This is a genomic window from Variovorax sp. GW821-FHT10D07, assembly GCF_059415325.1.
This window is the reverse complement of record NZ_JBWKMZ010000002.1, coordinates 67,065-89,505: the sequence shown is the minus strand read 5'-3', so window position 1 is coordinate 89,505 and position 22,441 is coordinate 67,065. Positions and strand designations below refer to the sequence as shown.

The 22,441-nt window shown below is 70.6% G+C and carries 22 protein-coding genes; 14 read left to right on the top strand and 8 right to left on the bottom strand.

Going from position 1 to position 22,441, the window contains the following annotated elements; all coding sequences use genetic code 11:
- The first annotated feature begins 14 nt into the window (after positions 1-14).
- From AC07PU_RS05540 to AC07PU_RS05530, 3 genes are read left to right on the top strand one after another with little or no spacing between them, the layout of a single operon-like run.
- Positions 15-1,226 (top strand): CaiB/BaiF CoA transferase family protein, encoded by a 1,212-nt coding sequence (locus tag AC07PU_RS05540; RefSeq protein ID WP_495315948.1) that lies wholly within the window; start codon positions 15-17, stop codon positions 1,224-1,226.
- A gap of 25 nt (positions 1,227-1,251) precedes the next feature.
- Positions 1,252-2,505: a DUF1254 domain-containing protein gene (locus AC07PU_RS05535; protein ID WP_495315946.1), complete on the top strand. Its 1,254-nt coding sequence runs from the start codon at positions 1,252-1,254 to the stop codon at positions 2,503-2,505.
- 43 nt (positions 2,506-2,548) lie between these two features.
- Entirely contained in the window at positions 2,549-3,526 is a 978-nt protein-coding gene (locus tag AC07PU_RS05530; protein WP_495315944.1) for a Bug family tripartite tricarboxylate transporter substrate binding protein, read from the top strand.
- A gap of 7 nt (positions 3,527-3,533) precedes the next feature.
- Here AC07PU_RS05530 and moeA read toward each other — a convergent pair whose 3' ends face one another.
- The 3 genes from moeA to AC07PU_RS05515 form a co-directional block, all read right to left on the bottom strand.
- Positions 3,534-4,847 carry a molybdopterin molybdotransferase MoeA gene (gene moeA / locus AC07PU_RS05525; RefSeq protein ID WP_495317236.1) on the bottom strand — a complete coding sequence of 438 codons (1,314 nt, stop codon included), beginning with the start codon at positions 4,845-4,847 and terminating at the stop codon, positions 3,534-3,536.
- An 8-nt stretch (positions 4,848-4,855) separates the two neighbouring features.
- Positions 4,856-6,001, bottom strand: a complete 1,146-nt coding sequence (gene moaA / locus AC07PU_RS05520) for a GTP 3',8-cyclase MoaA (RefSeq protein ID WP_208510104.1) — start codon at positions 5,999-6,001, stop codon at positions 4,856-4,858.
- A 112-nt stretch (positions 6,002-6,113) separates the two neighbouring features.
- Positions 6,114-6,821 carry a hypothetical protein gene (locus tag AC07PU_RS05515; RefSeq protein WP_495315942.1) on the bottom strand — a complete coding sequence of 236 codons (708 nt, stop codon included), beginning with the start codon at positions 6,819-6,821 and terminating at the stop codon, positions 6,114-6,116.
- Positions 6,822-7,007: 186 nt separating this feature from the next.
- On the opposite strand from AC07PU_RS05515, the gene AC07PU_RS05510 reads away from it, so the two are divergent.
- Both AC07PU_RS05510 and AC07PU_RS05505 read left to right on the top strand, forming a co-directional pair.
- Positions 7,008-7,658, top strand: a complete 651-nt coding sequence (locus tag AC07PU_RS05510; RefSeq protein ID WP_490877624.1) for a superoxide dismutase — start codon at positions 7,008-7,010, stop codon at positions 7,656-7,658.
- Positions 7,659-7,696: 38 nt separating this feature from the next.
- Positions 7,697-8,587: a ZIP family metal transporter gene (locus AC07PU_RS05505; protein WP_490877630.1), complete on the top strand. Its 891-nt coding sequence runs from the start codon at positions 7,697-7,699 to the stop codon at positions 8,585-8,587.
- 74 nt (positions 8,588-8,661) lie between these two features.
- On the opposite strand, the gene AC07PU_RS05500 is transcribed toward AC07PU_RS05505, so the two are convergent.
- Together AC07PU_RS05500 and AC07PU_RS05495 are read right to left on the bottom strand one after the other, a co-directional pair.
- The gene (locus AC07PU_RS05500; RefSeq protein ID WP_495315939.1) at positions 8,662-10,095 is read right to left on the bottom strand and encodes an aldehyde dehydrogenase family protein; all 1,434 of its coding nucleotides are present in this window, start codon (positions 10,093-10,095) and stop codon (positions 8,662-8,664) included.
- Between the two features lie 49 nt (positions 10,096-10,144).
- The gene (locus AC07PU_RS05495; protein WP_495315937.1) at positions 10,145-10,708 is read right to left on the bottom strand and encodes a peroxiredoxin; all 564 of its coding nucleotides are present in this window, start codon (positions 10,706-10,708) and stop codon (positions 10,145-10,147) included.
- Positions 10,709-10,873: 165 nt separating this feature from the next.
- Here AC07PU_RS05495 and AC07PU_RS05490 point away from each other — a divergent pair, with 165 nt between their 5' ends.
- From AC07PU_RS05490 to AC07PU_RS05455, 8 genes are all read left to right on the top strand, one after another.
- On the top strand, positions 10,874-12,457 hold the full coding sequence (locus AC07PU_RS05490; RefSeq protein WP_495315934.1) for a phospholipase D family protein: 1,584 nt from the start codon (positions 10,874-10,876) through the stop codon (positions 12,455-12,457).
- A 10-nt stretch (positions 12,458-12,467) separates the two neighbouring features.
- A complete protein-coding gene (locus tag AC07PU_RS05485) occupies positions 12,468-13,262 on the top strand; it encodes a sterol desaturase family protein (protein ID WP_495315932.1) in 795 nt (264 codons plus the stop codon).
- Positions 13,246-14,169: a fatty acid desaturase gene (locus AC07PU_RS05480; protein ID WP_495315929.1), complete on the top strand. Its 924-nt coding sequence runs from the start codon at positions 13,246-13,248 to the stop codon at positions 14,167-14,169. The genes AC07PU_RS05485 and AC07PU_RS05480 overlap by 17 nt, the downstream gene beginning before the upstream one ends.
- Positions 14,170-14,172: 3 nt before the next feature.
- Positions 14,173-16,089 carry an iron-containing redox enzyme family protein gene (locus AC07PU_RS05475; protein ID WP_495315927.1) on the top strand — a complete coding sequence of 639 codons (1,917 nt, stop codon included), beginning with the start codon at positions 14,173-14,175 and terminating at the stop codon, positions 16,087-16,089.
- Positions 16,076-17,011, top strand: coding sequence for a DUF6999 family protein (locus AC07PU_RS05470; protein ID WP_495315925.1), 936 nt, complete (start codon positions 16,076-16,078; stop codon positions 17,009-17,011). The genes AC07PU_RS05475 and AC07PU_RS05470 overlap by 14 nt, the downstream gene beginning before the upstream one ends.
- A 17-nt stretch (positions 17,012-17,028) precedes the next feature.
- Positions 17,029-17,400 carry a hypothetical protein gene (locus tag AC07PU_RS05465; RefSeq protein WP_208511219.1) on the top strand — a complete coding sequence of 124 codons (372 nt, stop codon included), beginning with the start codon at positions 17,029-17,031 and terminating at the stop codon, positions 17,398-17,400.
- Positions 17,387-17,647 carry a hypothetical protein gene (locus AC07PU_RS05460; protein ID WP_495315922.1) on the top strand — a complete coding sequence of 87 codons (261 nt, stop codon included), beginning with the start codon at positions 17,387-17,389 and terminating at the stop codon, positions 17,645-17,647. The genes AC07PU_RS05465 and AC07PU_RS05460 overlap by 14 nt, the downstream gene beginning before the upstream one ends.
- Positions 17,648-17,903: 256 nt before the next feature.
- Complete coding sequence (locus tag AC07PU_RS05455; protein ID WP_093341385.1) at positions 17,904-18,491, top strand: hypothetical protein; 588 nt, start codon at positions 17,904-17,906, stop codon at positions 18,489-18,491.
- Between the two features lie 10 nt (positions 18,492-18,501).
- Here the strand turns inward: AC07PU_RS05455 and AC07PU_RS05450 are convergent, their stop codons facing one another.
- The gene (locus AC07PU_RS05450; RefSeq protein ID WP_495315920.1) at positions 18,502-19,353 is read right to left on the bottom strand and encodes a metal-dependent hydrolase; all 852 of its coding nucleotides are present in this window, start codon (positions 19,351-19,353) and stop codon (positions 18,502-18,504) included.
- Between the two features lie 130 nt (positions 19,354-19,483).
- On the opposite strand from AC07PU_RS05450, the gene AC07PU_RS05445 reads away from it, so the two are divergent.
- On the top strand, positions 19,484-20,110 hold the full coding sequence (locus AC07PU_RS05445; protein WP_209540631.1) for a TetR/AcrR family transcriptional regulator: 627 nt from the start codon (positions 19,484-19,486) through the stop codon (positions 20,108-20,110).
- On the opposite strand, the gene AC07PU_RS05440 is transcribed toward AC07PU_RS05445, so the two are convergent.
- Positions 20,107-21,255, bottom strand: a complete 1,149-nt coding sequence (locus AC07PU_RS05440; RefSeq protein WP_495315917.1) for an ABC transporter permease — start codon at positions 21,253-21,255, stop codon at positions 20,107-20,109. The genes AC07PU_RS05445 and AC07PU_RS05440 overlap by 4 nt on opposite strands.
- Complete coding sequence (locus AC07PU_RS05435; protein ID WP_495315915.1) at positions 21,255-22,439, bottom strand: ABC transporter permease; 1,185 nt, start codon at positions 22,437-22,439, stop codon at positions 21,255-21,257. The genes AC07PU_RS05440 and AC07PU_RS05435 overlap by 1 nt, the downstream gene beginning before the upstream one ends.
- Positions 22,440-22,441: the final 2 nt, after the last annotated feature.

Genomic DNA, 22,441 nt, shown 5'->3' with positions numbered 1-22,441 from the left:
TAAGGTCCGGGCCGATGAACACCGAGACAACGACAGAGACAACCGGCCCGGCGGCACCGCTGGCGGGCGTGCGCGTGATCGACATGGGGCAGTACATCGCCGGCCCGGGCGCGGCGATGGTGCTGGCCGAGCTGGGCGCCGAGGTCGTGAAGATCGAGCCGATCGCGGGCGACCAGGCGCGCCACATCGGGCGCTACGGCGAGTCGATGATCCGGGCCTACAGCCGCGGCAAGCGCTCGATCGCGCTCGATCTCAAGAGCGAGGCCGGGCGCGCGGTCGCGTGGCGGCTGATCGAGGGCAGCGACGTGCTGATCCAGAACCTGCGCCCGGGTGCGGTGGAGGCCCTGGGCTTCGGGCCGGAGCCGGTGCGCGAACGCTTCCCGAAGCTGATCTACCTCTCGATCTCGGGCTTCGGCAACCGCGGGCCCTCGAGCGCGCGTCCGGGCTACGACGTGGCCGCGCAGGCCGAGAGCGGGCTGATGTCGGTGACGGGCGAGCCGGACCGGCTGCCGCAGAAGGTGGGCGTGCCGGTCATCGACGCGGCCGCGGGGCACCTGGGCGCGCAGGCGGTGCTGGCGGCGCTCTATGGCCGCACGCGCACCGGCCGAGGCGAGACGCTGCGCACCTCGCTGCTCGAGGTGGCGCTGCACCTGCAGGCCACCACCTGGTGCGACTACCTGGGCGGCGCGCCCGAGCCGACGCGCATCGGCGACGGCCAGCCGAACAACGCGCCGGCCGCGGAGGTGGTGCCCACGCGCGACGGGCACATCGTGCTGTCGGCCTATGCGGACGAGCACTGGGCGCGCTTCTGCCGGGTGGTGGGGCGCGAGGCGCTCGCGGACGATCCGCGCTTTCGCAGCAATGCCCTGCGCGTGCGGCATCGCACCGAACTGCGCGCGGTGCTGCGCGAATGCCTGTCTGCCTTCACCAGCGAGGAGTGCGTGGCGCTGCTGAGCCGCAACCAGATCGTCGTCGGCGCGGTGCGCAGCTACCGGCAGGTGCTCGACAGCGAGGACGTGCAGGCCAGCGGCATGCTGGTCGACGCGGTCGCGGCCGACGGCAGCCGCTACCCCTCGCTGGCGCTGCCCTACAGCCTGGGCGAGGCACCGCGCGCCCGGCCGCGCGCCGCGTCCGCCTGCGGCGCGGACACCGACGAGGTGCTGGGCGCGCTGGGCTTCGGCGCGCAGGAAATCGCCGAGCTCCGCCGCGACGGCGCGGTGGCCTGAGTGCCGGATGAGAGACGAAAACACCATGGACCTGTTCACACACCCCGACGAAGCCGCGGTCGTCCAGACGTTGCCGCTGTTCGAGATGATGCGCATGCGCGCCGTGACCACCGCGCGCCGCCATCCGCGGCTGGGCTTCGCCGCGACGGATCCCGGGACCCGGATGCGCTGGGTCAACCAGTTCACCCACACGCACCGCCGCCTGGGGCCGGAGGACCGTGAGGTGGTGAGCCCGAACAACGACACCGTGTACAGCAACGCCTGGCTCGACCTCTGCGAAGGGCCGGTGGTCATCGAGTCGCCCGACATGGGCGAGCGCTACTGGACCCTCGGGCTGCTCGATGCCTGGACCAACCCCTTCGCCTACGTGGGGCGGCGCACCACCGGCAACCGGGCGCAGCGCACGCTGGTCCATGGACCGGGCTGGCGCGGCACCGTGCCCGCGGGCATCACGCACACGATCCGCGCGGCGGGCGACGACGTCTGGCTGATCGGCCGCATCCTCGTGGAGGACGACGGCCCCGATGCCGAGCGCGTGCGCGAGTTGCAGGCGGGCTTGCGGCTCGTGCGGCTCGATGGCGCCGACGCGGCGATGCGCGTGGACACCGTGCTCGACGGCCGTGACACGCGCATTCCCGCGCCCGAGCTGTATCGCCAGGTCGTGGAGGCCGCGCTGCGGCGCAATCCCGTGCCCGAGGGCGAGCGGCTCGCATGGCCGCCCGCGGCCGGCGCGCTCGAGGCCGCGCTGCCGGCCGTCTACGAAGGCCTGCGCAGCGCCGGCCAGCCGCACGACCTGGGCGGCGGCTGGGCCATCCCGGTCATGGTGCGCACGCACTGGGGCGAGGACCTGCTGACGCGTTCCCGCATCGCGCGCAACTTCATCGGTGCGCTCGGCATCGACGAGGCGATGTACCCGACGGCGGAGGTCGACGCGCGGGGCGAACCGCTCGATGGATCGCGGCGCTACGAGTTGCGCTTCGCGCCGGGCCGGGCCCCGAAGGTGGGCGCCTTCTGGTCGCTCACGATGTACCGGCGCAGCGACTGCCTGTTCGTGGCCAACCCGATCGCGCGCTACTCGATCGGCGACCGCACGCCAGGCCTGCGCCACGAGGCCGACGGCAGCCTCGTGATCCGGCTGCAGGCTGACGATCCCGGGCCGGGCGCGAACTGGCTGCCGGCGCCGCGCGACGCGCGTTTCTATGTCGTGCTGCGGCTCTACCAGCCGCATGCCGACCATCTGGCGCTGCGCTTCGACTATCCGCCGATCCGGCAGGCCTGAGACTCGACGAACGAACACACTTAAAAAAATGGAGACGACACGCATGACGACCCTGAACCGCCGCCACCTTCTCGCCGCGGCCGCCGGCCTGGCGCTGCCCTGGAGCGCGCCGGCTTTTGCGCAGGCCTGGCCCGCGCGGCCGATCCGCATGATCTCGCCCTACGGCGCGGGCGGCTCCAACGACATCCTCACGCGCGTGCTCGGCGACTTCCTCGGGCGCTGGCTGGGCCAGGGGATCGTGGTCGAGAACAAGGCGGGCGCGGGCACGCGCATCGCCAACGACTTCGTGGCCAAGGCGCCGCCCGATGGCTACACGCTGCTGCATGCCGCCGCGCCGATCGCCATCGGCGAGGCGCTCTACAAGGACCTGCCGTACGACGTGCACAAGAGCTTCGCCGCCATCGCCAGCACCGCGATCGCGCCGCTGTTCCTGGTGGTCAATGCCCAGGCGCCTTACAAGACGCTGGCCGAGTTCGTGAAGCATGCGAAGGCACAGCCCGGGGGCGCCACCTTCGGCTCGCCGGGCGCGGGCTCCGCGCCGCACCTGACGGCCGAGCTGCTGCTGCGCGCCGCGGGCGCCAAGGGCGTGGTGGTGCAGTACCGCGGCGACGCACCGGCCTACACCGAGCTGCTGGCCGGGCGCATCGACGCCACGCTGACCGCCATCTCGACCGCGGTGCCGCATATCCAGGCCGGCAAGCTGCGGGTGCTGGGCGTGGCCAACGAGGAGCGTTCGCCGCTGTACCCCGATGCGCCCACCCTGCGCGAGCAGGGCCTGCCCTCGGTCGTGGGCTACGGCTGGTACGGCATGCTGGCGCCCGCGGGCACGCCGGCGGCGGTGGTCGAGCGGCTCAATGCCGAGATCAACGCGGCCGTGGCCGACGCGGACGTTCGCCGCAAGGCCGAGGCGGCAGGACTGCAACTGCGTGGCGGCAGCGCCGCCGAGTTCAGCGCGTTCATCGGCAGCGAGACGCGCAAGTGGGCCCAGATCATCAAGGCCGCGAACATCACGGCCGAGTGAAAACGCCCTAGACGAGCCCGTCGAACATCATCACGTCGACTTCGTCGCCCGCGGCCACAGGGCCCTGGTCGTGGTGCAGCACCACGAGGCCGTTGGCCTCGACCATCGAGCTGAGCACGCCCGAGCCCTGGTTGCCCGCCACCCGCACTTCGGGCAGCGCGCCGGGCACCGACTGCACGAAGCCGCGCTGGTACTCGGTGCGACCCGGCTTCTTGCGGATCGGCCCGAGGCTGCGCGCGCGCAGCAGCGGCGGGTGCGCGGCGGCCGCGGCATGGCAGCCCATCATGCGCAGCAGCGCGGGCCGCACGAAGGCGAGGAAGGTGACCATCACGGCGACCGGATTGCCGGGCAGGCCGAACAGCACGGCCGATTCGTGGCCCTGGGGCTCGCGCGGGATCAGGCCCACGGCCATCGGCCGGCCCGGGCGCATCGCGACGCGCCAGAAGGCGATGTCGCCGAGCTGCTGCATCACGTCGCGCGTGTGGTCGGCCGCGCCGGCGCTGACGCCGCCGCTGGTGACGATGGCATCGGCCTCGCGCGCCGCGCGCTGCACGGCGGCCGCCAGCGAGGCGGGATCGTCGCGCACCAGGCCGAGGTCGATGACCTCGCAGCCCAGCCGCTCGAGCAGGGCGGTGACGGTGTAGCGGTTGCTGTCGTAGACCGCGCCCTCGCGCGGCGCGTCGCCGATCTCGAGGATCTCGTCGCCGGTCGACAGGCAGGCCACGCGCAGCCGCCGCAGCACCGGCACGCCGGTCAGCCCCAGGCTCGCGACCATGCCGAGCGCGGCCGGCGACAGCCGCTGGCCGCGGCGCAGCGCGGGCTGGCCCTGCATCAGGTCCTCGCCCGTGAGGCGGCGGTTGTCGCCGCGGCGCACCACGCGCGCGGGAAAGCTCAGGCGATCGTCCTCGACGCGGCAGAACTCCTGCGGGATCACGGTGTCGAGCCCGGCGGGCATGACGGCGCCGGTCATGATGCGCACCGCGTCGCCCGGGACCAGCGCGCCGCGCCAGGTGGCGCCGGCCAGCGCGGTGCCCACGATGCGCAGCGAGACCGAGGCATCGCTGGCCGCATCGTCGCGCAGCAGCGCGCCGTCGAAGGCGAAGCCGTCCATGGCGGAGTTGTCGTGCGGCGGCACGCTGACCGGCGAGACGATGTCCTCGGCCAGCACGCGGCCGAGCGCCTGGCGCAGGCCGAGCTGTTCATGCTGCGCGACGACGGCGCCCTCGACCAGCCGCTCGATGAAGCTGCGCACACCGTCGACGCCGAGGTCCTGGGGGTCGTGGCAGGCGAGGCCGGCGGCGATGTCGGCGATGCGGCCCATCGGTGCGCTCATCCGCCGATGTAGCTCATCTCGACGCGGCGCTGCGCCTTGGCGCCGCCATCGTCGGGGCCGCGCAGCGCGCGCAGTTCCGAGTAGCGGTCGGCGCGGCCTTGCCAGACGTGGCCGATGGCCGAGGCGATCTCCTCGTCGCTGGCGGCACCGCGCAGCAGCGGGCGCAGGTCGTGGCCGGCGCTCGCGAACAGGCACAGGTAGAGCTTGCCCTCGGTCGACAGCCGCGCGCGGCTGCAGTCGTGGCAGAAGGCCTGCGTGACGCTGCTGATGACGCCGATCTCGCCGCGGCCGTCGGCATAGGCCCAGCGCTGGGCGGTCTCGCCGGCCACGCTGGCCTCGAGCGGGCGCAGCGGAAATTCGGCGCCGATGCGCGCGACGACCTCGGCCGAGGGCAGCACCTCGTCCATGCGCCAGCCGTTGGTGGCGCCGACGTCCATGTACTCGATGAAGCGCAGCACGACCTTGCCGTCGAGCTGGTCGCGGAAGTGGCGTGCCATCGGCAGGATCTCCTGCTCGTTGGTGCCGCGCTTGACCACCATGTTGACCTTGATCGGGCCCAGGCCCGCGGCATGCGCGGCCTCGATGCCGGCCAGCACGTCGGCGACCGGAAAGTCGACGTCGTTCATGTGGCGGAAGACCGCGTCGTCGAGGCTGTCGAGGCTGACGGTCACGCGCTGCAGGCCGGCGGCCTTGAGCGCGGCGGCCTTGCGCTTGAGCAGCGAGCCGTTGGTGGTGAGGGTGAGCTCGAGCGGTTCGCCCGCGGGTGTGCGCAGCGCGGCCAGCTGCTCGATCAGGCCCTCGATGTTCTTGCGCAGCAGCGGCTCGCCGCCGGTCAGCCGGATCTTGCGCACGCCGTGCGCGGCGAACAGGCGCGCCAGCCGCGTGATCTCCTCGAAGCTCAGCAGCGCGCTGTGCGGCAGGTACTGGTAGTCCTTGTCGAACACGTCCTTCGGCATGCAGTAGCTGCAGCGGAAGTTGCAGCGGTCGGTCACGCTGATGCGCAGGTCGGTCAGCGGCCGGCCCAGGCGGTCGTGCAGCACGCCGGTGGCGGGCACCGCGACGCCGGGCACGGCGAGGGCCGCGCGCGCGCGGCCGATCTCGGCGATCGGGATGACGGTGCTGGAGCTGCTGCGGTTGTTCATGGGGCGAGGGGTCCGATTTTGCGCCATGGCCCAAGGGCCTGTGCCGCGCAGGCTACTGGATCGCGCCGCGGCGGACCTTGCCCGCGGTCAAGCTTCGGCGATACGGGGCCGTTCAACCGCGGCAGAGCTTGAGGTTGGTGCGGGTGGCGCGCACCACCGGCAGGTAGATCTCGGCGTCGGCCGGCGGGTATTCCTCCTGGATCTTCTCGTCGCTCTTGCCCGCGCTCTCGGCCAGCGGCGCCAGGGTCTGCAGGCAGGCGGCGCGGTCGCCGAGCTTGTACTGGGTCAGCGCGAGGTCGTTGCGCATCCAGCCCTTGCTGATCCAGTCCAGGGTCTTGTCGCACTCGGTGAGCACCGGTGCCAGCGTGGTGAGGGCGGCGGCATAGTCGCGCGCGTCGTAGCGGCGCTTGAAGCCCTGGCGCGAGGCGGCCACGGCCTTGTCGGTGCAGGCCGGGGCCGGGCGGGTGTAGGTGCCCTCGAAGGTGGCGCGCGCGCCGCAGCTGTCGCGGCACTGGTCGGCGCCGTTGCTGCCGACCTTGACCGTGCCGCCGTCGACGGTGAAGTTCACCACGCATCTCGAGTCTTCGAGCTTCGCCGTGCCGCGCGCGAGCGTGCCGTCGAGGGCGCAGGTGTGGGCGTTGGCGCCGATGGTTGTGATGTCGAAATGGCCGTTGGGCTTGATGCGCAGCGCGCCGTTGCCGCCCTGGTAGATGTACTCGCCGGGCGGCGGCGAGGCGAACTCGGCGCGGGCGAGGCCGGCGGCGGCGAGCGCCAGCACGGGGAGGAGGCGGACGAAGGGCAGGGGGCGTGGAGCGTTCATCGGGCGTTCTTTGCGCAGGCGGCGACGGCCCGGCCAGTGTATCGGCCGCGCCCCGTCTGGCGGGTTCTCGCCATTCCCATGCAGCCTGTCTGGACATAGACAATGCGAACAATTATCATTTGTACGCCTGAGTACGTAGCGAATGGACGACGCAAAGGGCTTCTTTCAACCAGGAGCTTTGTCATCGTGCCCTACGTTCTTCCCGCCTTGCCCTATGCCTTCGACGCGCTCGAGCCCCACATCGACGCCCAGACGATGGAAATCCACCACGGCAAGCACCACCAGACCTACGTCAACAACCTCAACGCCGCGCTGAAGGACACGCCGCACGAAGGCCAGCCGGTCGAGGCGCTGATCGCCGGCGTCGAACAGCTGCCCGAAGCCCTGCGCGCGCCGGTGCGCAACAACGGCGGCGGCCACGCCAACCACGGCCTGTTCTGGACCGTGATGGCGCCCGTGGGCCAGGGCGGCGGAGGCCTGCCCGAGGGCGAGCTCGCCAAGGCCATCGATGCCGACCTCGGCGGCTTCGAGGCCTTCAAGGAGGCCTTCACCAAGGCCGCGCTCACGCGCTTCGGCAGCGGCTGGGCCTGGCTCACGGTCACGCCCGCCGGCAAGCTCGCGGTGGAGAGCAGCGGCAACCAGGACAGCCCGCTGATGCGCGGCATCGGCTCGGGCAACGTGCCGATCCTCGGGCTCGACGTGTGGGAGCATGCCTACTACCTCAAGTACCAGAACCGCCGCCCCGAGTACATCGCGGCCTTCTACAACGTCGTGAACTGGGCCGAGGTGGCCCGTCGCCATGCCGCGGCGCTGCGCGGCGGAAATTCCGGCGCATGAACCCCGACAGCTCCGAGCAACCGGCCGCGGCCCCCGCCATGCACGGTCCGCGTCCCGCCCGCAGCGCGCGCGAATGGCTCGGGCTGGCGATCGTGGCGGCCGGCGCTGTCGTCGTGGTGGCGCACTTCTGGCGTTTCGTGACCGCCGATCCGGTGGTCTGGAACGCGTTCCTCGGCGGTTCGGTGGCGGCCTTCGCCACGGCGCTGGGCACCACGCCGGTGATCTTCTCGCAGCGCCTGCCCGACCGCGTGCAGGACACGCTGTTCGGCTTCGGCGCCGGCGTGATGCTCGCGGCCTGCGCCTTCTCGCTGATCATTCCGGGCCTCGAGGCGGCCAAGTCGATCGGCGTCTTCGGCGGCGGCGACTGGGCGGCCGGCGGCGTGATCGGCGGCGCGATCCTGCTCGGCGGCATCGCGCTGATGGTGATGGACCGCGTGCTGCCGCACGAGCATTTCATCAAGGGCCGCGAAGGGCAGGCGGCACGCCAGATCCGGCGCACCTGGCTGTTCGTGTTCGCGATCGCGCTGCACAACGTGCCCGAGGGGCTGGCGATCGGCGTCGGCTACGCCGCCAACAACGGCCTGCGCGCCGACGCGCTGGCCACCGGCATCGCGATCCAGGACGTGCCCGAGGGCCTGGTGGTGGCGGTGGCGCTGCTGGCCGCCGGCTACAGCCGCAGCTTCGCCGTGCTGATCGGCATGGCCTCGGGCCTGGTCGAGCCACTGGGCGCGGTGCTCGGCGCGGCCGTGGTCGGCCATTCGGCGATGCTGCTGCCCTGGGGGCTCGGTTTCGCGGCGGGCGCGATGCTGTTCGTGATCAGCCACGAGATCATTCCGGAGTCGCACCGCAAGGGGCACGAGGCCTTCGCCACCGGCGGGCTGATGGTCGGCTTCGTGCTCATGATGCTGCTCGACACGGCGCTGGGCTGAACGGCTTCGGCGCGCAAGAAAAAAACGCGGCGGGCCTGGCGGTCCGCCGCGTTTTTGCTTGAAGGAAGGCGATCTCAGCCGTGCTTCACGGCCACCGTCTTCAGCGTGGTGAAGCCGTACAGCGCCTCGAAGCCCTTCTCGCGGCCATAGCCCGAGGACTTGACGCCGCCGAAGGGCAGCTCCACGCCGCCGCCGGCGCCGTAGTTGTTGATGAACACCTGGCCGCTGCGCACGCGCTTGGCCATGCGGAACTGGCGCGCGCCGTTCTCGGTCCAGATGCCGGCGACCAGGCCGAACTGGGTGGCATTGGCGAGCGCCACCGCTTCGTCTTCATCGGCGAAGGCCATGGCGGCGAGCACCGGGCCGAACACTTCTTCCTGCGCGAGGCGATGGTCCACCGGCACGTCGCGCAGCAGCGTGGGTGCCTGGTAGAAGCCGGTCTCGGGGGCTTCGTCGACCACGATGCCCTGCGCCACCATCGGGATGCCGGCCACCTGCGCGTCGCTGAGAAAATCCCACACGCGCTGCTGCTGGGTCTGGCGGATCAGCGGACCGACGTCGAGGTCCATCGCGGCCGGGCCCACGCGCAGCGCCTCGAAGGCATGGCCCAGGCGTTCGAGCAGCGGCTCGTAGATGGCCCGCTCGACCAGCACGCGCGAGCCGGCCGAGCAGGTCTGGCCGGCGTTCTGCACGATGGCGTTGATCAGCACCGGGATCGCCGCGTCGAGGTTGGCGTCGGCGAACAGGATCTGCGGGCTCTTGCCGCCGAGCTCGAGCGTGACCGGGCAATGCCGCTCGGCCGCCACCTGCTGGATCAGCGTGCCGATCTTCGGGCTGCCGGTGAAGCTGATGTGGTCGATGCCCTCGTGGCGCGCGAGCGCGTCGCCCACCTCGTGGCCGTAACCCGTGACGATGTTGAGCGCGCCGGCCGGAAAGCCGACCTCGGCCGCGAGCTGCGCCACGCGAATCAGCGACAGGCAGGCGTCCTCGGCCGGCTTGACCACGCAGACGTTGCCGGCCGCGAGCGCGCCGCCCACGCTGCGCCCGAAGATCTGCATCGGGTAGTTCCACGGGATCACGTGGCCGGTCACGCCGTGCGGCTCGCGCCAGGTGAAGACGCTGTAGCCGTCCTGGTAGGGGATGGTCTCGCCGTGCAGCTTGTCGCAGGCGCCGGCATAGAACTCGAAGTAGCGCACCAGCGCGAGCGCATCGGCGCGCGCCTGCTTCACCGGCTTGCCGCAGTCGCGCTGCTCGATGGCCGCGAGCTCGTCGACGTGCTCGGCGATCTTCTGCGAGAGCTTGAACAGCAGGCGGCCGCGGTCGGCCGCGCTGACCTTGTGCCACACGCCCTCGAAGCAGTCGCGCGCGGCGCGCACCGCGCTGTCGATGTCGGCGGCATTGCTGCGCTGGATCTCGTCGTAGGGCTGGCCGTCGGAAGGGTCGATGACGGGGAGGGTGCGGCCGGAGGCCGAGGGAACGTCGGCGTTGGCGATGAAGTTGAGCTGCATGGGCCGGGATTTTGCGCGAAGCGATGAAACCCCGCGCGGCGCCTGAGCCCTAGCGAGCGGCAGCGGCCTTGGGCAGCGCCTTCACCGCATTGAGCATGCGCTCGACATGCTTGTCGGGATTGAGGTTCTGGTAGTAGGAGGCGACCTTGCCGTCGGACGCGATCACGTAGGACAGCCGGTTGGCGAAGTCGGGCCGGGTCTGCATCACCGCGTCGAAGGACTGGATCACGGCCTTCGACTCGTCGGAGGCCACGGGAAAGCGGCTCTGGCAGGACTTGACCGAGAACTTCGACAGCGTGTCGATGTCGTCGGCCGAGACGCCGATCACCGTCGCGCCCAGGGCCGCGAACTGGTCGATGGCCTCGGCGAAGGCATGGGCCTCGATCGAGCACTCGTTCGAGTCGGCGGCCGGAAAGAAGTACAGCACCACCGGCCCCTTGGCGAGCGCATCGGCCAGCGAGTAGCGGAAGGTCTTGCCGCCGAGCGCGGCGGTGGCGGTGAAGCGGGGCGCGGGGTCGCCGATGTCGAGCGCGGCGCGCGCGGGTGCGCAGAGTGCCGCCGCGGCCAGCACGAGGGTTCCGAATGCCGCGCGCGAGAAGGTCGGAAGTTGCATGGCGGTGTGCTCCGGTCGCTGTGGGGGCGGATTCTAGGACGATGCAGCCGCTGAAACCGGCGCGGCGTGCGCGCCGTACTTGCTGCAGGGGCTGCGCTCGAAAAGAGGGAAGATGCGGCCCCGGGAGCGCGCTCATCGCGCCGATGGTGGGGAAGGACGGAAGAAATGACGAATGCCTGGATCCGGCGCGCGCTGCGCCTCGTGTACGCCCTCGGCGTGGCCGCGACGCTCGCCGCCTGCGGTGCGTTGCCGCCCGCGCGCGAACGGCCCGTCGAGCATGCCGCGGCCTTCGATCCCTCGACCCGGCTGGCGAAGATCGCCGAGGCCTCGACGCCGCCCGGCGAGCACTCGGGCTTCCGGCTGATGCCGCTGGGCGTGTATTCGCTCGACGCGCGCATCCAGCTCGCGCAGCGGGCCCAGCGTTCGCTCGTGGTGCAGTACTACCAGCTCGAGAACGACGCCACCGGCCGGCTGCTGCTGCGTTCGCTGCGCGAGGCCGCCGCGCGCGGCGTGCAGGTGCGCCTGCTGGTCGACGACCTCTACACCATGAAGAGCCAGCAGCTGCTGCTGGCGCTGGCCGCCGTGCCCAACGTGCAGGTGCGGCTGTTCAATCCCTTCTGCTGCGGGCGCGGCGGCGGGCTGCTGTCGCGCTTCGCGGCCTCGCCGCTGGAGATCGCGCGGCTCAACCACCGCATGCACAACAAGCTGTTCATCGCCGACGGCGCGATGGCCGTGGTGGGCGGGCGCAACATCGCCGACGAGTACTTCGTGCTCAGCGAGGCGCAGAATTTCATCGACATGGACGCGCTGGTGGTCGGCAAGGTGGTGCCGCAGCTCGAATCGATCTTCGACAGCTACTGGAACAGCCGGCAGGTCTGGCCCGTGGCCGAGATCGTGACGGGCGAGGGCGGCCGTGCGCCGGCGGCCGCCGATTTCGACGCCTGGATCGGCATGGCCGCGCCGCCGCCGAAGATCGTGCTGCCGCCGGTCGACATCCTCGGCTACGGGCCGATCGCCGAGGAGCTCGACGCGGGCCGCATGGGCCTGCTGTGGGGCGAGGCGCGCGCCATCGCCGATCCGCCGACCAAGCCGACCACCATGACCGCCGAGGAGGCCATCGCCACCAGCGTGACGATGAAGGTCTGGACCCTGATGCTCGACGCGCAGAGCGAGGTCGACCTGACCTCGCCCTACCTGGTGCCGGGCGAGCGCGGCATGGCGGCCTTCGAGGAACTCACGAAGCGCAAGGTCAAGCTCACGCTGCTGACCAACTCGCTGGCCGCCAACGACGAGCCGCTGGTGCACACCGGCTACGCGCGCTACCGCGAGCGGCTGCTGCGCAGCGGTGCCGACGTCTATGAGCTGAGCCCCAAGCGCACCAGCGCGGGCGAGCGCTTCGGCATGTTCGGCAAGTCGCTGGGTCGGCTGCATGCCAAGACCGCGGCCATCGACAAGCGCCGCATCTTCATCGGCTCGATGAACCTCGACCCGCGCTCGGCCAGCCAGAACACCGAGATGGGCGTGGTGGCCGACAGCCCGCAGCTCGCGCGCGAGATGCTGCGCGTGATCAACATCAGCAAGCTGCAGAACTCCTACCGGCTGCGGCTGGCCAAGGGCACGGGCACCCTGGAATGGCTCACGACCGACGGCGAGAAGGAGCTGATCCTGACCGCCGAGCCCGAGTCGGATTTCTTCCAGCGCTTCTACAACATGCTGATCGCCCCGATCGTGCCCGAGATGCTGCTGTAGCCTCGGGGGGATGGCGCAGACCTTCACGTCCCTTTCCGCCCCGCAGGTGATGCTGTGGGGGCTGCTGTTCTTCGGCGGCATCTACCTCGGCTTCGGCGCGCTCAATGCCCTGCTGACGAAGCGTGTGCTGCCGGCGCTGGGCATCGGCCGGGTGCTCGACCCGCGGCCGCTGCAGCCCGGGCAACTGCGGCGCGAGCTCACGCAATCGGGCATCTCGGTGCTGATCTTCGGGCTCGGCATGGTGTTTCCCTGGGGGCTGCTGCAGCTGGGCTGGGCGCGGCTCGATCCCGATGCGGGCTGGCGCCAGATCGTGGCCGAGATCGTGGTGCTCGCGCTGTGGAACGACGTGCATTTCTGGCTCAACCACCGGCTGCTGCACACGCGCTGGCTGCGGCGCTTCCACGGGCCGCACCACCGCTCGTTCGTGACCACGCCCTGGGCTACCTACAGCTTCCATCCGCTGGAGGCCGCGATGCTCGGCAACGTGATCCTGCTGCCGATGGTGCTGCACGACTTCAGCTTCTGGTCGCTGGCCTCGGTGCCGGTGTTCAGCCTGTTCTTCAACAGCGTCGGGCATTCGAACTACGATTTCTTCCCGCGCGTGTCGTACAGCCACTGGTTCGCGGCCAGCCGCCGCCACCACCTGCACCATGCCTGCCACAACGGCAACTACGGCTTCCAGTTCACCTTCATGGACCGGCTGTTCGGCACCCGCATCGCGGCCGACGCGGCCGAGCCGCTGTTCCGGGGTTTTCGCGACAGGCAGCGCGGCCGTGCGGCCACGCACGATGGCAGGCCGGCCTGAGATGCCGCGACTGCGTCACTGGCGCGACTGGCAGAGCCTGTTCTACCTGGCGGCCTTGCCGGCGCTCGCCGCCTGGCAATGGGTGCACGGCTTCAGCCTCTGGCTCTATGCGCCGATGCTGTTCCTCACGCTCGGCGTCGGCGTGATCCACCACAACCACGTGCACCTGCGCATGTGGCGCGGCCGGCGCATGAACCGGCTGACCGACTTCTGGATCACGCTGCTGCAGGGCCATCCGACCTTCGTGTTCTGGCCCGCGCACGTGGCGAACCACCACCGCCATCGCCATGGCCCGAAGGACGTGGCGCGCACCTACCGCTTCGGCGGCGACACCAACCACCTGCGCGGCTACCTGCTGCATCCGTTCCAGGCGGTGTGGGTGCTGTTCCCGCTGTTCATCGCGTGGCTGGGCCGGCTGCATCGCCATCGGCGCGGGGCCTGGCGCTACTGCATGGCGCAGTACGCGTTGTGGCTCGCGAGCTGGGCCGCGCTGCTCGCGCTCGACTGGCGCAAGGCGCTGGTGTTCGTGATCCTGCCGCAGCTGCACGGCCTGCACTGGCTGCTGGCCACCAACTACCTGCAGCACGCGCATGCCGACGGCCGCCGGCCCGAACGAGGGGCGCGCGGCGATACCTCGGGTACCCCGCTGAACTACGCGCGCAATTTCGAGGGCTGGGTCAATCCGCTGCTGTTCAACATCGGGCTCCACACGGCGCACCACGAGAACCCGCATGCCCATTGGTCCGAGCTCACGCATCTGCATCGCACGCATTACCGCGCGCGGGTCGATCCGTCGCTCAACGAGGGCGGGCTGGTGCCGTACATGGCGCGCGTGTTCGTGCTCGGCGCGGTCTGGCCGCGATGGCGCAGCCGACCGCTGATGCCGGGCGATTCCTTCACTTCCTGACACATGCCAGTTCCCTTCCAACGCGTCTACCTCGAAAGCGCCGGCTACTTCATGCCGGGCGACCCCGTGCCCAACGAGCGCATGGACGACTTCATCGCGCCGCTCAACCGGATGTCCGAGCGCATCAAGCGCCGCATCCTGGCCGAGAACGGCATCCGCACGCGCCACTACGCGATCGATGCCGAAGGCGCGACGCGCCACACCAATGCGCAGATGGCGGCCGGCGCGATCCGCGACTGCCTGCGCCGCGGCGGCGCCGAGCTGTCGCGCGTGTCGCTGCTGGCCAGCGGCTCCTCGGGCGGCGACACGCTGATGCCCGGCTTCGCCAACATGATCCAGGGCGAGCTCGCGGCGGCACCGATGGAAACGCTCGCGGTGCACGGCATCTGCGCGGCCGGCGTGTCGGCGATCCAGGCCGCGGCGCAGGGCATCGAGCTGGGCGCGCACCGCTCGGCGCTCGCGGTGGCCAGCGAGATGCCCTCGCGGCTGTTCAAGCGCTCGCGCTTCGCGGCGCGCGGCTACGAGACCGACTTCGACTCGCACTTCCTGCGCTGGATGCTGTCGGACGGTGCCGGGGCGCTGCTGCTGTCCGATGGCGCGCCCGCGCTGGCCGGCTCGCCGGGCCTGCGGCTGCGCCTGAAGTGGGTGCACCAGCGCTCGTTCTCGGGCGACTACCCGGTCTGCATGCAGCTGGGCCTGACCGAGGACCGCGCGCGTGGCCACCTCGACTTCGCTTCCTGGTCCGAGGCCGAGGCGGCCGGCGCGCTGTCGCTGCGCCAGGACATCCGGCTGCTGCCGCACCTGTTCGACATCGGCATCCACGAGTACGCGGGGCTGGTGCGCGACGGCTGGGTCGATCCCAAGCGCGTCGACCATTTCCTCTGCCACTACTCGTCGGAGAAGTTCATCCCGGTGGTCGAGGACCTGATGGCCAAGGCCGAGCTGTCGATCCCGCGCGAGCGCTGGTGGAGCAACCTCGCGTGGCGCGGCAACACCGGGGCGGCGTCGATCCTGGTGATGCTGGCCGAGTTCCTCCATACCCGCGCGCTGAAGCCCGGCGAGCAGGTCTTCTGCTACGTGCCGGAGTCGGGGCGCTTCATGGCGGCCTACATGCTGCTCGAGGTCGAGGCGGTGGAGGCACCGCCCGTGATGGTGGCGCCGCGCGCTACCGTGGCCACGGCCGACGACGAACTCGTGATCGCGCCGCCGCACGACCCGGCCGCCGCGCCCGAGGGCCTGGGCGCGCTGCTGACCGAGCTGGCCGCCATCTGGCACGACTACCGCTCGCGCGTCTGGCGCACGCCGCTCGTGCGGCAGATCCGCGAGCGCCGCTTCGCGGTGCCCGACTACCTGAACTGGATGGAGCAGTGGGTGCCGCAGGTGCGCGAAGGCAGCCTCTGGATGCGGGAAGGCGCGGCCTCGCTGAGCGAGCCGTACCAGGCGCTGTCGTCGCTGATCGGCGTGCATGCGGGCGAGGAGCAGAACGACTTCCAGATCCTGTTCAGCGACTATCGCAAGGCCGGCGGCACGGTCGAGCGCATCGAGGACCTGCGCCGCAACCCGGGCGGCGAGGCGCTCAACGCCTACCTGCATGCGCTGGCCGCCACGCGCGACCCGATCGGCCTGCTGGGCGCGATCTACATCATCGAGGGCACGGGCCAGCGCATCGTGCCGGCGCTGCTGCCGCTGCTCAAGGCCAGCCTGCGGCTGCCGCCCGATGCCTTCCGCTTCCTCGAGTACCACGGCCACAACGACGAGAACCATCTGAACCGCTGGCTGCTGGCGGTCGAGATGGTGATGGCCGTCGAGGGCCAGGCCCGCGCCGCGCGCCAGATCGCCGACACGGCGCGCCATACGGCCGCCCTCTACCTGATGCAGTTCCAGCACATCACCGAGCGGATTTCCCATGCGAACGCCTGAATTCCTGGCCCGCGGGCACGACGAGCGCGATCCCAGCCCCTGGCTGGCGCTCTACCTCGACCAGAGCACGCCGCTGCCCGACGAGGTCAAGGCGGCCTGGCTCGCCGATTCGAGCTCGGGCTCGCGGCAGTACCTGCTGCCGTTCCTGCGGCCGATCGCGCGCGCCACCATCATCCTGATCCAGGTGGTGAAGGTGTTCGTGCCGCGCAATTGGTCGCACTCGCGACTGCTGCACCGCATCCTGGCCTGGGGGCTGCGGCATTTCGTGTCGCCCGAGGCCAACTGGCTGATCCTGCGGCACTTCCACCTGGGCTCGCAGGTGCTGGCCTTCATCGGGCGCAATTCGCCGGCGCCGGTGGCCACTTCGCCGCTGGAGCCGCCGGACATCGAGGCGCTGAAGGACGACATGTTCCTCAAGCACGACCTCAACCTGTTCAATTTCGTGATCCGGCTGAACCAGGCGCTGCGCGACCGCGGGCTGGCGCTGGGCAAGGCGGAGGCGCCCGATTTCTCGATGATCCGGGAGCCCGCGTTGCGGCTGGAGGACATGCCGCACGGGCGGCTCAACTTCCTGGACCTGCAGAGCGCCATCGAGCTGTTCACGCCGCTCTACCAGCTGATGCTGACGGACAACGACTTCTGGCGCGCCGCCAACTCGCTGCAACTGGATGAAACCATCGGCATCTATGCCGCCACCATCCTGGCGGCGCCCGAGCACCTGATCCTGGTCAACAACAAGCACCCGCTGGTGCCGCTGTCGACCCTGCGGGCCGGGCACCGGCTGGTGATCCATGGCCTCTCGACCGAAATGCTGCACAGCCTGCTGCAGCGCATGAAGGCCGTACGGGCCGGCGAAGGCGGCGAATCCGGCTTCGTCCCGGCCGGGGAAGGGGCTTCGGCCGACACCCCGCCACTTGCATAGGGGTATGCTGTCCCCAGATGCAGACCATGAACACGACCCACACTCCGTCCCCCAAGACCGATCTGTCGGTGACCCATGTGCTGGCCCAGTTGCTCGAGCGGCTGGAGCACAGCAAGGTGCCCGTCGGTGCCGAGCAGTACCGCTCGGTGGTCGCGCACCTGGTGCACGAGTTCGAAGACGTCGAATCGGGCGCCGACCTCAGTCGCCTGCTCGACGCCTATCCGGCCGCCGCCGAGGTGTACGAGAACCTCAACTACCAGCACGCCGGCCTGTGCCGCTCCGCGCTCGACGCCTCGCTGGCGGCCGAGACCCGCGCCAGGGAAGCGATCGCGCGCGCCATGCGCCGCCCCGAACCGAAGAAGAAGGAAGAAACCGATGGCCAAGGCTGAGGTGAAGACTGCCGTCCTGGAAGACGGCCTGCGCTACAAGTCGAAGACGCCGGGGTCCCCGTTCCGCGCCTCCGCGTCGTTCAGCGGCGCCACCATGTCGTGCTTCATGTGCGGCAAGCACCGCGTGCGCTCGCAGCTGCGCACCCGCCAGGTCCTCGGCAAGTCCCAGACCGTCTGCGCGCCGTCCTGCAAGGCGCTCGACGAGGCACTGGAAACCGCCGCGGCCGCGCCGTCGTCGCCCGAATGACGCAGCGCCCGCAAGGGCGTTTTTCCGCGCGCCTCGCCTAGCACGGCGGGGCGACGCCTTGGCGACATGCCCGTGCGGGCATCGCGTCGTCCGACTTCCACAGCGGCCGCAATAGTTATACAGTTAGAAACAATTGATGCATGTAATTGCATTGGTCAAAAAGTTCTAATTTCAGGCCGACATCAGATGATTTGCAGCAAGGCAATGGGTGCTTTTGGCGTAGTGCGGCCGTCCGCGCGCGCAAAAGGAAGCTGCCGTGGCTAAACCGCGTCACGTCGTCATGCAGGTGGTCAAGCGGTCTTCGGGCAGCGCGTCGCACCATGTGGAATTCGTGATGGACGACAACTTCGCCGAGCGCCTGCGGCAGTTGCGTTCGCTGGTGCCGCCGCTGGGCAGCCTCAACAAGCAGCGCGACCTGGTCATCGACAAGGTGCGGGTGCGGCTGCCCAACGCCATCTGGCGCTCGGGCCATGGCACCGACAGCAGCGTGGACGGCTCGTGCATCGTGATCGCGGCCGAGGGCTCGTTCAACTGCGGCGGCAAGGACCGCCTGACGCGCGAGAAGCTGGTGACCTACAACTTCTCGATCGCGCGCCTGGTCGAGCTACACGGCGAGCGTCCCGAGGGCGAGACCTTCTACATCCGCGACGGCACCTTCGCCAACGACGAGCCGGCCGAGTCGCCGGCCGGCCGCTGGGTGGCCTCGATGCACGAGCTCGAGGCCGTGATGCGCGTGCCCGATGCGCCCTCGGACTTCGACACCCTCCACGAGGTGCCACTGCGCGTCGATCCGCAGCAGCAGGCCGGCGGCACGGTGCCGCAGCACCGCACCAGCTTCTTCTGAGGGGCCGCGCTCAGGCCGCGGCGGTGTCCGGCTGCGTCGCGGCCGCGCCGACCGGCACATAGGCCGCGCGGTTGTCCACCAGCCAGCGTTCCGACAGGCTGCTGTCCTGCTGCGCCGGATGGAAATCGGTGCGCAGGTAGCGGCGCCACATCGCGTAGTTGCCGCGCAGCAGCCCGTCGCGCGCCAGCAGGATGCGCGCGGCGCTCTTCCAGGTCGACCATTTCCACAGCTGCTTCTCGTGCCGCAGGTTGGCCAGCGTCTGGTGCATCAGGTCGCCGAGGAACATCAGCGTGACGCGGCGGAACCAGCGCGTGCGCCATTCGTCGGAACCGCCCGCGGCCCGGTAGACGTCGAAGGCCACGCTCTTGTGCTCGAGCTCCTCGGCGCTGTGCCACAGCCACATGGTGCGCAGCCGGGGCTCGGCGCCGTCGAGGATATGCGGATGCGCCAGCAGCCACTCGGCGAACATGGCCGTGAAGTGCTCGGTGGCGGCCGTCACCGCGAGTGCGTGGCGGGGATCGGCGCCTTCCATCAGCGACAGCCGCTTGCTCGCGCGCTCGGTCCAGCGGTCGACCAGGCCCTGCTTCTCGAGGTGGGCGTTGAACAGCGAATGGATGCGCCGGTGCGTCGCCTCCTGGCCGATGAAGCCGCGCACCTCGGCGCGGTACTTGTCCTGCGTCTCGGGCGGCAGGGTGGCGACGGCGTCGCGCACCGCGTCGATGAAGAACTGCTCGCCGAAGGGAAAACTCATCGACAGGGCGTTGAAGAAGGCGGTGGAGAATGCATCGCCGCCGCACCAGTCGCGGGCAAACGGGGCCTGGAGATCGATCAGAAGGCGGCGGACGACGAGTTCGGTGCTCATGAAGACAATCCTCGTGAATCGGAATGGTGGTGGCAAGGGGGCGTGGTACAGATGCGTACCGCGATGCCTGCATGGTGCCTCCGGGTGCTTGGTACTGTCAAGTACCAGAGCGTAGGAAAATGTTCCGTTCATGAGTGCCGTCACCGACAACACCTCCCAGACTCCGGTCGAATCGCGCAACGAGCACTACCACCGGCTGCTCGAGGGCATGGCCCGCGCGGTGGCCGCCAAGGGCTACGCCGACACCACCATCGCCGACATCGTGCGCGAGGCCGCGGTGTCGCGCCGCACCTTCTACGAGCACTTCGCGACCAAGACCGAATGCCTGATCGCGCTCTACGAGGCGGCCAGCCACCTGGCGCTGCAGGCGGTCAGCGAGGCCTTCGACCCGGTGCAGCCCTGGCATGCGCAGGTGGAGCGTGCGATCACGGCCTATTTCGACTATCTCGCGCAGGACCCGGTGCTGCTGCGCACGCTGTTCGTCGAGATCCTGGGCCTGGGCATGCCGGGGCTGGTGGCGCGGCGCCGGGTCAACGACGAGATCGCGAACTTCATCCAGGCCGCGATCAACAGCAGCGGCACGACCGGCCCGGGCCCGCAGGCGCACCTGACGAGCGAGATGGCGATGACGGTGGTCGGCGGCATCAACGAGCTGGTGCTGCAGGCCATCGAGCAGGAGCGCGCGGGCGATCTGCGCGAGCTGGTCGCGCCGGCCACGCGGCTGGTGCGCGCGGTGGCGGCGGAGAGCCAGCGCTAGGCGGGTGTCGCACGCTGCGGCGTTGCCGCGAGCCACAGCGCCAATAGGCCCGCGGTCAGCAGCGCCAGCAACACGCCCAGGTGCGGCAGCACGTCGTGCAGCGGCGCCCCCATCTGGTTGAGCCGCAGCGAGGCCTGGATGCCCGCCGTGCTCGGGAACAGCCAGCGCAGGGCCTGCAGCGGCGCGGGCAGGGCCTCGACCGGCCACGAGAAGCCCGAGAGAAAAGCCATCGGCAGGGCCGTGAACAACAGCACCTGCAGCGCCCGTTCGCGGTCGCGGAACCAGCAGCCCAGCAGCAGGCCCAGCGTGCAGATCGCGGGCACGTAGAAGGCCAGCAGCACCAGCGCGCCGAAGGGGTTGCCGCCGCGCGGATAGTCCTGCAGGAAGAACACCCAGCCGAAATAGAAGATGCCGCTGAGCACGCCGAAGCCCGACAGCGCCGCGAGCCGGCCCAGCCAGGCGCTCATCGAGGCGCGCAGCCGCCGTGCCTCGGCCCAGGTGCCGGCGAGCATGGCGGTGCCCATCAGCAGCGTCTGTTGCAGGATCAGCAGCGCCACCGCCGGCACCACGTAGCTGCCATAGCCCTCGGTGGGATTGAACAGCGCCACCAGTTGCGTGACCAGCGGGCTGCGGCTGCGCGCGGCCTGCACGGCGCTCTGGCCGCCGGCCTGCAGCTTGCGGATCTCGACGCCAGCCGAGACCGTGCCCACCGCCTCCGAGAAGCCGTAGAGCACCGCCTTGTTGAGCAGCGCATAGGCGCCGTTGCCCTCGATGCTCACCACCGCCGGCAGCCCTCGCAGCACGCTGCGCTTGAGGTCGGCCGGCAGCAGCGCATAGCCCTCGATCTCGCCGCGCCACAGGGCCTGCTGCGCCTCATGCACGTCGGTCGTGACCAGGCGCACGTCCAGCCGCGGATTGGCCATCGCGAAGCGTGCGATCTGGCGCGACAGCCCGGTGTGGTCCTGGTCGACCACCGCCACCGGCACGCGGGTCACGGCCTGCGAGCCGTAGGGCCAGGGGTAGAAGAAGCCGTAGATGATCGGCGCCAGCAGCATGATCAGCAGCACGCCCTTGTCGCGCAGCACGGCCAGCGCGGTGTCGCTCCAGGCGGCGCCGAAGCGGGCGAGGGCGCGGTGGTGGTCCATCAGCGGCCGCCCCACGAATCGGGCGCGCGCGCCGCGCGGCCCAGCGCGGTGGCCGTCGCGGCCAGCAGCACGGCGCTGCCCAGCACCATCCACAGCGGCGTCGCGGCCGAATAGGCCAGCGGCGCGCCCATCTGCAGCTGCTCCATCTGCACGCGGATGTAGTGGGTGTAGGGCAGCAGCGCGGCCCACAGCTGCGCCAGCGCGGGCATGGCGACCAGCGGGAAGCCCACGCCGCCGAACGCGAAGGCCGGCGCGGTGATGAAGCCGGTGGCCGACAGCGCGGTGCGCAGCGAGCGCGTGAGTGCCGCCACGAAGCCGCCGAGCGCGATCGACAGCGCGAGGAACACCACCAGCGCGAACAGCGTCCAGCCGAGCGAACCCACCGGATGCCAGCCGCGCCCGGCCGTGATCCACAGCATGGCGGCGATGCCGACCAGCGACAGGCTCGCGAATGGCAGCGCGAGCTTGCCCGCGAGCGCGGCCAGCGTCTCGTGCCAGCGCGGCGCGGCGCCCAGCCAGCCGCCGATGCTGCGGTCGCGCAGCTCGCGGCCCACGGCCCAGGCGCCGGCGGTCATCGCGAGGATGTGCAGCAGCGCCGGGATCAGCGCGGTGCCGAGGAACTGCTCGTAGTCGCCCGAGGTGTTGAACAGCGCGACGGTGCCCGCCTTCAGCGGCTCCATGGTGGCGCGCGCGGCGATCATCGATTCGCCGCGCTTGTTGCGCACCGCGAGCTCGACCCCGCCCGAGACCGTGGCGACCACGGTGCGCACGTCGCGCTGGATCAGGCTCGAATGGGTGCCGAGCTGGGCGTTGTGCAGCAGCACGACCTTTCCCGTGCGGCCCTGCTTGACCTCGCGGTTGAGATCGCGCGGCAGCTGCACCGCGGCATCGACCGCGCCGCTGGTGAGCGCGCGCGCCATCGCACCTTCGTCGTCGAAGCGCTGCACCACGCGCAGGCCCGGCGTGGCATCGAGGAAGCGCACGATCTGGCGCGACAGCGCCGAGCGGTCCTGGTCGAGCACGCCGATCGGCAGCCGCTCGGGCAGGCCGGCCGAGAAGATCCACCAGATCAGGAGCACCGCGAGCAGCGGCACCCAGGTGATCATCGCGAGGTCCCAGGGCCGCGTGCGCAGCAGCGCGAACTCGCGCCGTGCGCTGGCGGTGGAGAAGCCGTGAAGGCTCATGT

Coding starts and splice junctions, on each gene's coding strand:
- moeA (WP_495317236.1), bottom strand. CDS start 4,847: ATGGGCCGCATCGCCGACATCGCCGCCGGCCTCGCCTGCCACGACCCC.
- AC07PU_RS05515 (WP_495315942.1), bottom strand. CDS start 6,821: ATGAACGCTCCACGCCCCCTGCCCTTCGTCCGCCTCCTCCCCGTGCTG.
- AC07PU_RS05450 (WP_495315920.1), bottom strand. CDS start 19,353: ATGAGCACCGAACTCGTCGTCCGCCGCCTTCTGATCGATCTCCAGGCC.
- AC07PU_RS05485 (WP_495315932.1), top strand. CDS start 12,468: ATGGCGCAGACCTTCACGTCCCTTTCCGCCCCGCAGGTGATGCTGTGG.
- AC07PU_RS05465 (WP_208511219.1), top strand. CDS start 17,029: ATGCAGACCATGAACACGACCCACACTCCGTCCCCCAAGACCGATCTG.
- AC07PU_RS05535 (WP_495315946.1), top strand. CDS start 1,252: ATGGACCTGTTCACACACCCCGACGAAGCCGCGGTCGTCCAGACGTTG.
- AC07PU_RS05505 (WP_490877630.1), top strand. CDS start 7,697: ATGCACGGTCCGCGTCCCGCCCGCAGCGCGCGCGAATGGCTCGGGCTG.
- AC07PU_RS05540 (WP_495315948.1), top strand. CDS start 15: ATGAACACCGAGACAACGACAGAGACAACCGGCCCGGCGGCACCGCTG.
- AC07PU_RS05495 (WP_495315937.1), bottom strand. CDS start 10,708: ATGCAACTTCCGACCTTCTCGCGCGCGGCATTCGGAACCCTCGTGCTG.
- AC07PU_RS05435 (WP_495315915.1), bottom strand. CDS start 22,439: ATGAGCCTTCACGGCTTCTCCACCGCCAGCGCACGGCGCGAGTTCGCG.
- AC07PU_RS05470 (WP_495315925.1), top strand. CDS start 16,076: ATGCGAACGCCTGAATTCCTGGCCCGCGGGCACGACGAGCGCGATCCC.
- AC07PU_RS05490 (WP_495315934.1), top strand. CDS start 10,874: ATGACGAATGCCTGGATCCGGCGCGCGCTGCGCCTCGTGTACGCCCTC.
- AC07PU_RS05445 (WP_209540631.1), top strand. CDS start 19,484: ATGAGTGCCGTCACCGACAACACCTCCCAGACTCCGGTCGAATCGCGC.
- AC07PU_RS05460 (WP_495315922.1), top strand. CDS start 17,387: ATGGCCAAGGCTGAGGTGAAGACTGCCGTCCTGGAAGACGGCCTGCGC.
- AC07PU_RS05500 (WP_495315939.1), bottom strand. CDS start 10,095: ATGCAGCTCAACTTCATCGCCAACGCCGACGTTCCCTCGGCCTCCGGC.
- AC07PU_RS05475 (WP_495315927.1), top strand. CDS start 14,173: ATGCCAGTTCCCTTCCAACGCGTCTACCTCGAAAGCGCCGGCTACTTC.
- AC07PU_RS05480 (WP_495315929.1), top strand. CDS start 13,246: ATGGCAGGCCGGCCTGAGATGCCGCGACTGCGTCACTGGCGCGACTGG.
- moaA (WP_208510104.1), bottom strand. CDS start 6,001: ATGAACAACCGCAGCAGCTCCAGCACCGTCATCCCGATCGCCGAGATC.
- AC07PU_RS05440 (WP_495315917.1), bottom strand. CDS start 21,255: ATGGACCACCACCGCGCCCTCGCCCGCTTCGGCGCCGCCTGGAGCGAC.
- AC07PU_RS05530 (WP_495315944.1), top strand. CDS start 2,549: ATGACGACCCTGAACCGCCGCCACCTTCTCGCCGCGGCCGCCGGCCTG.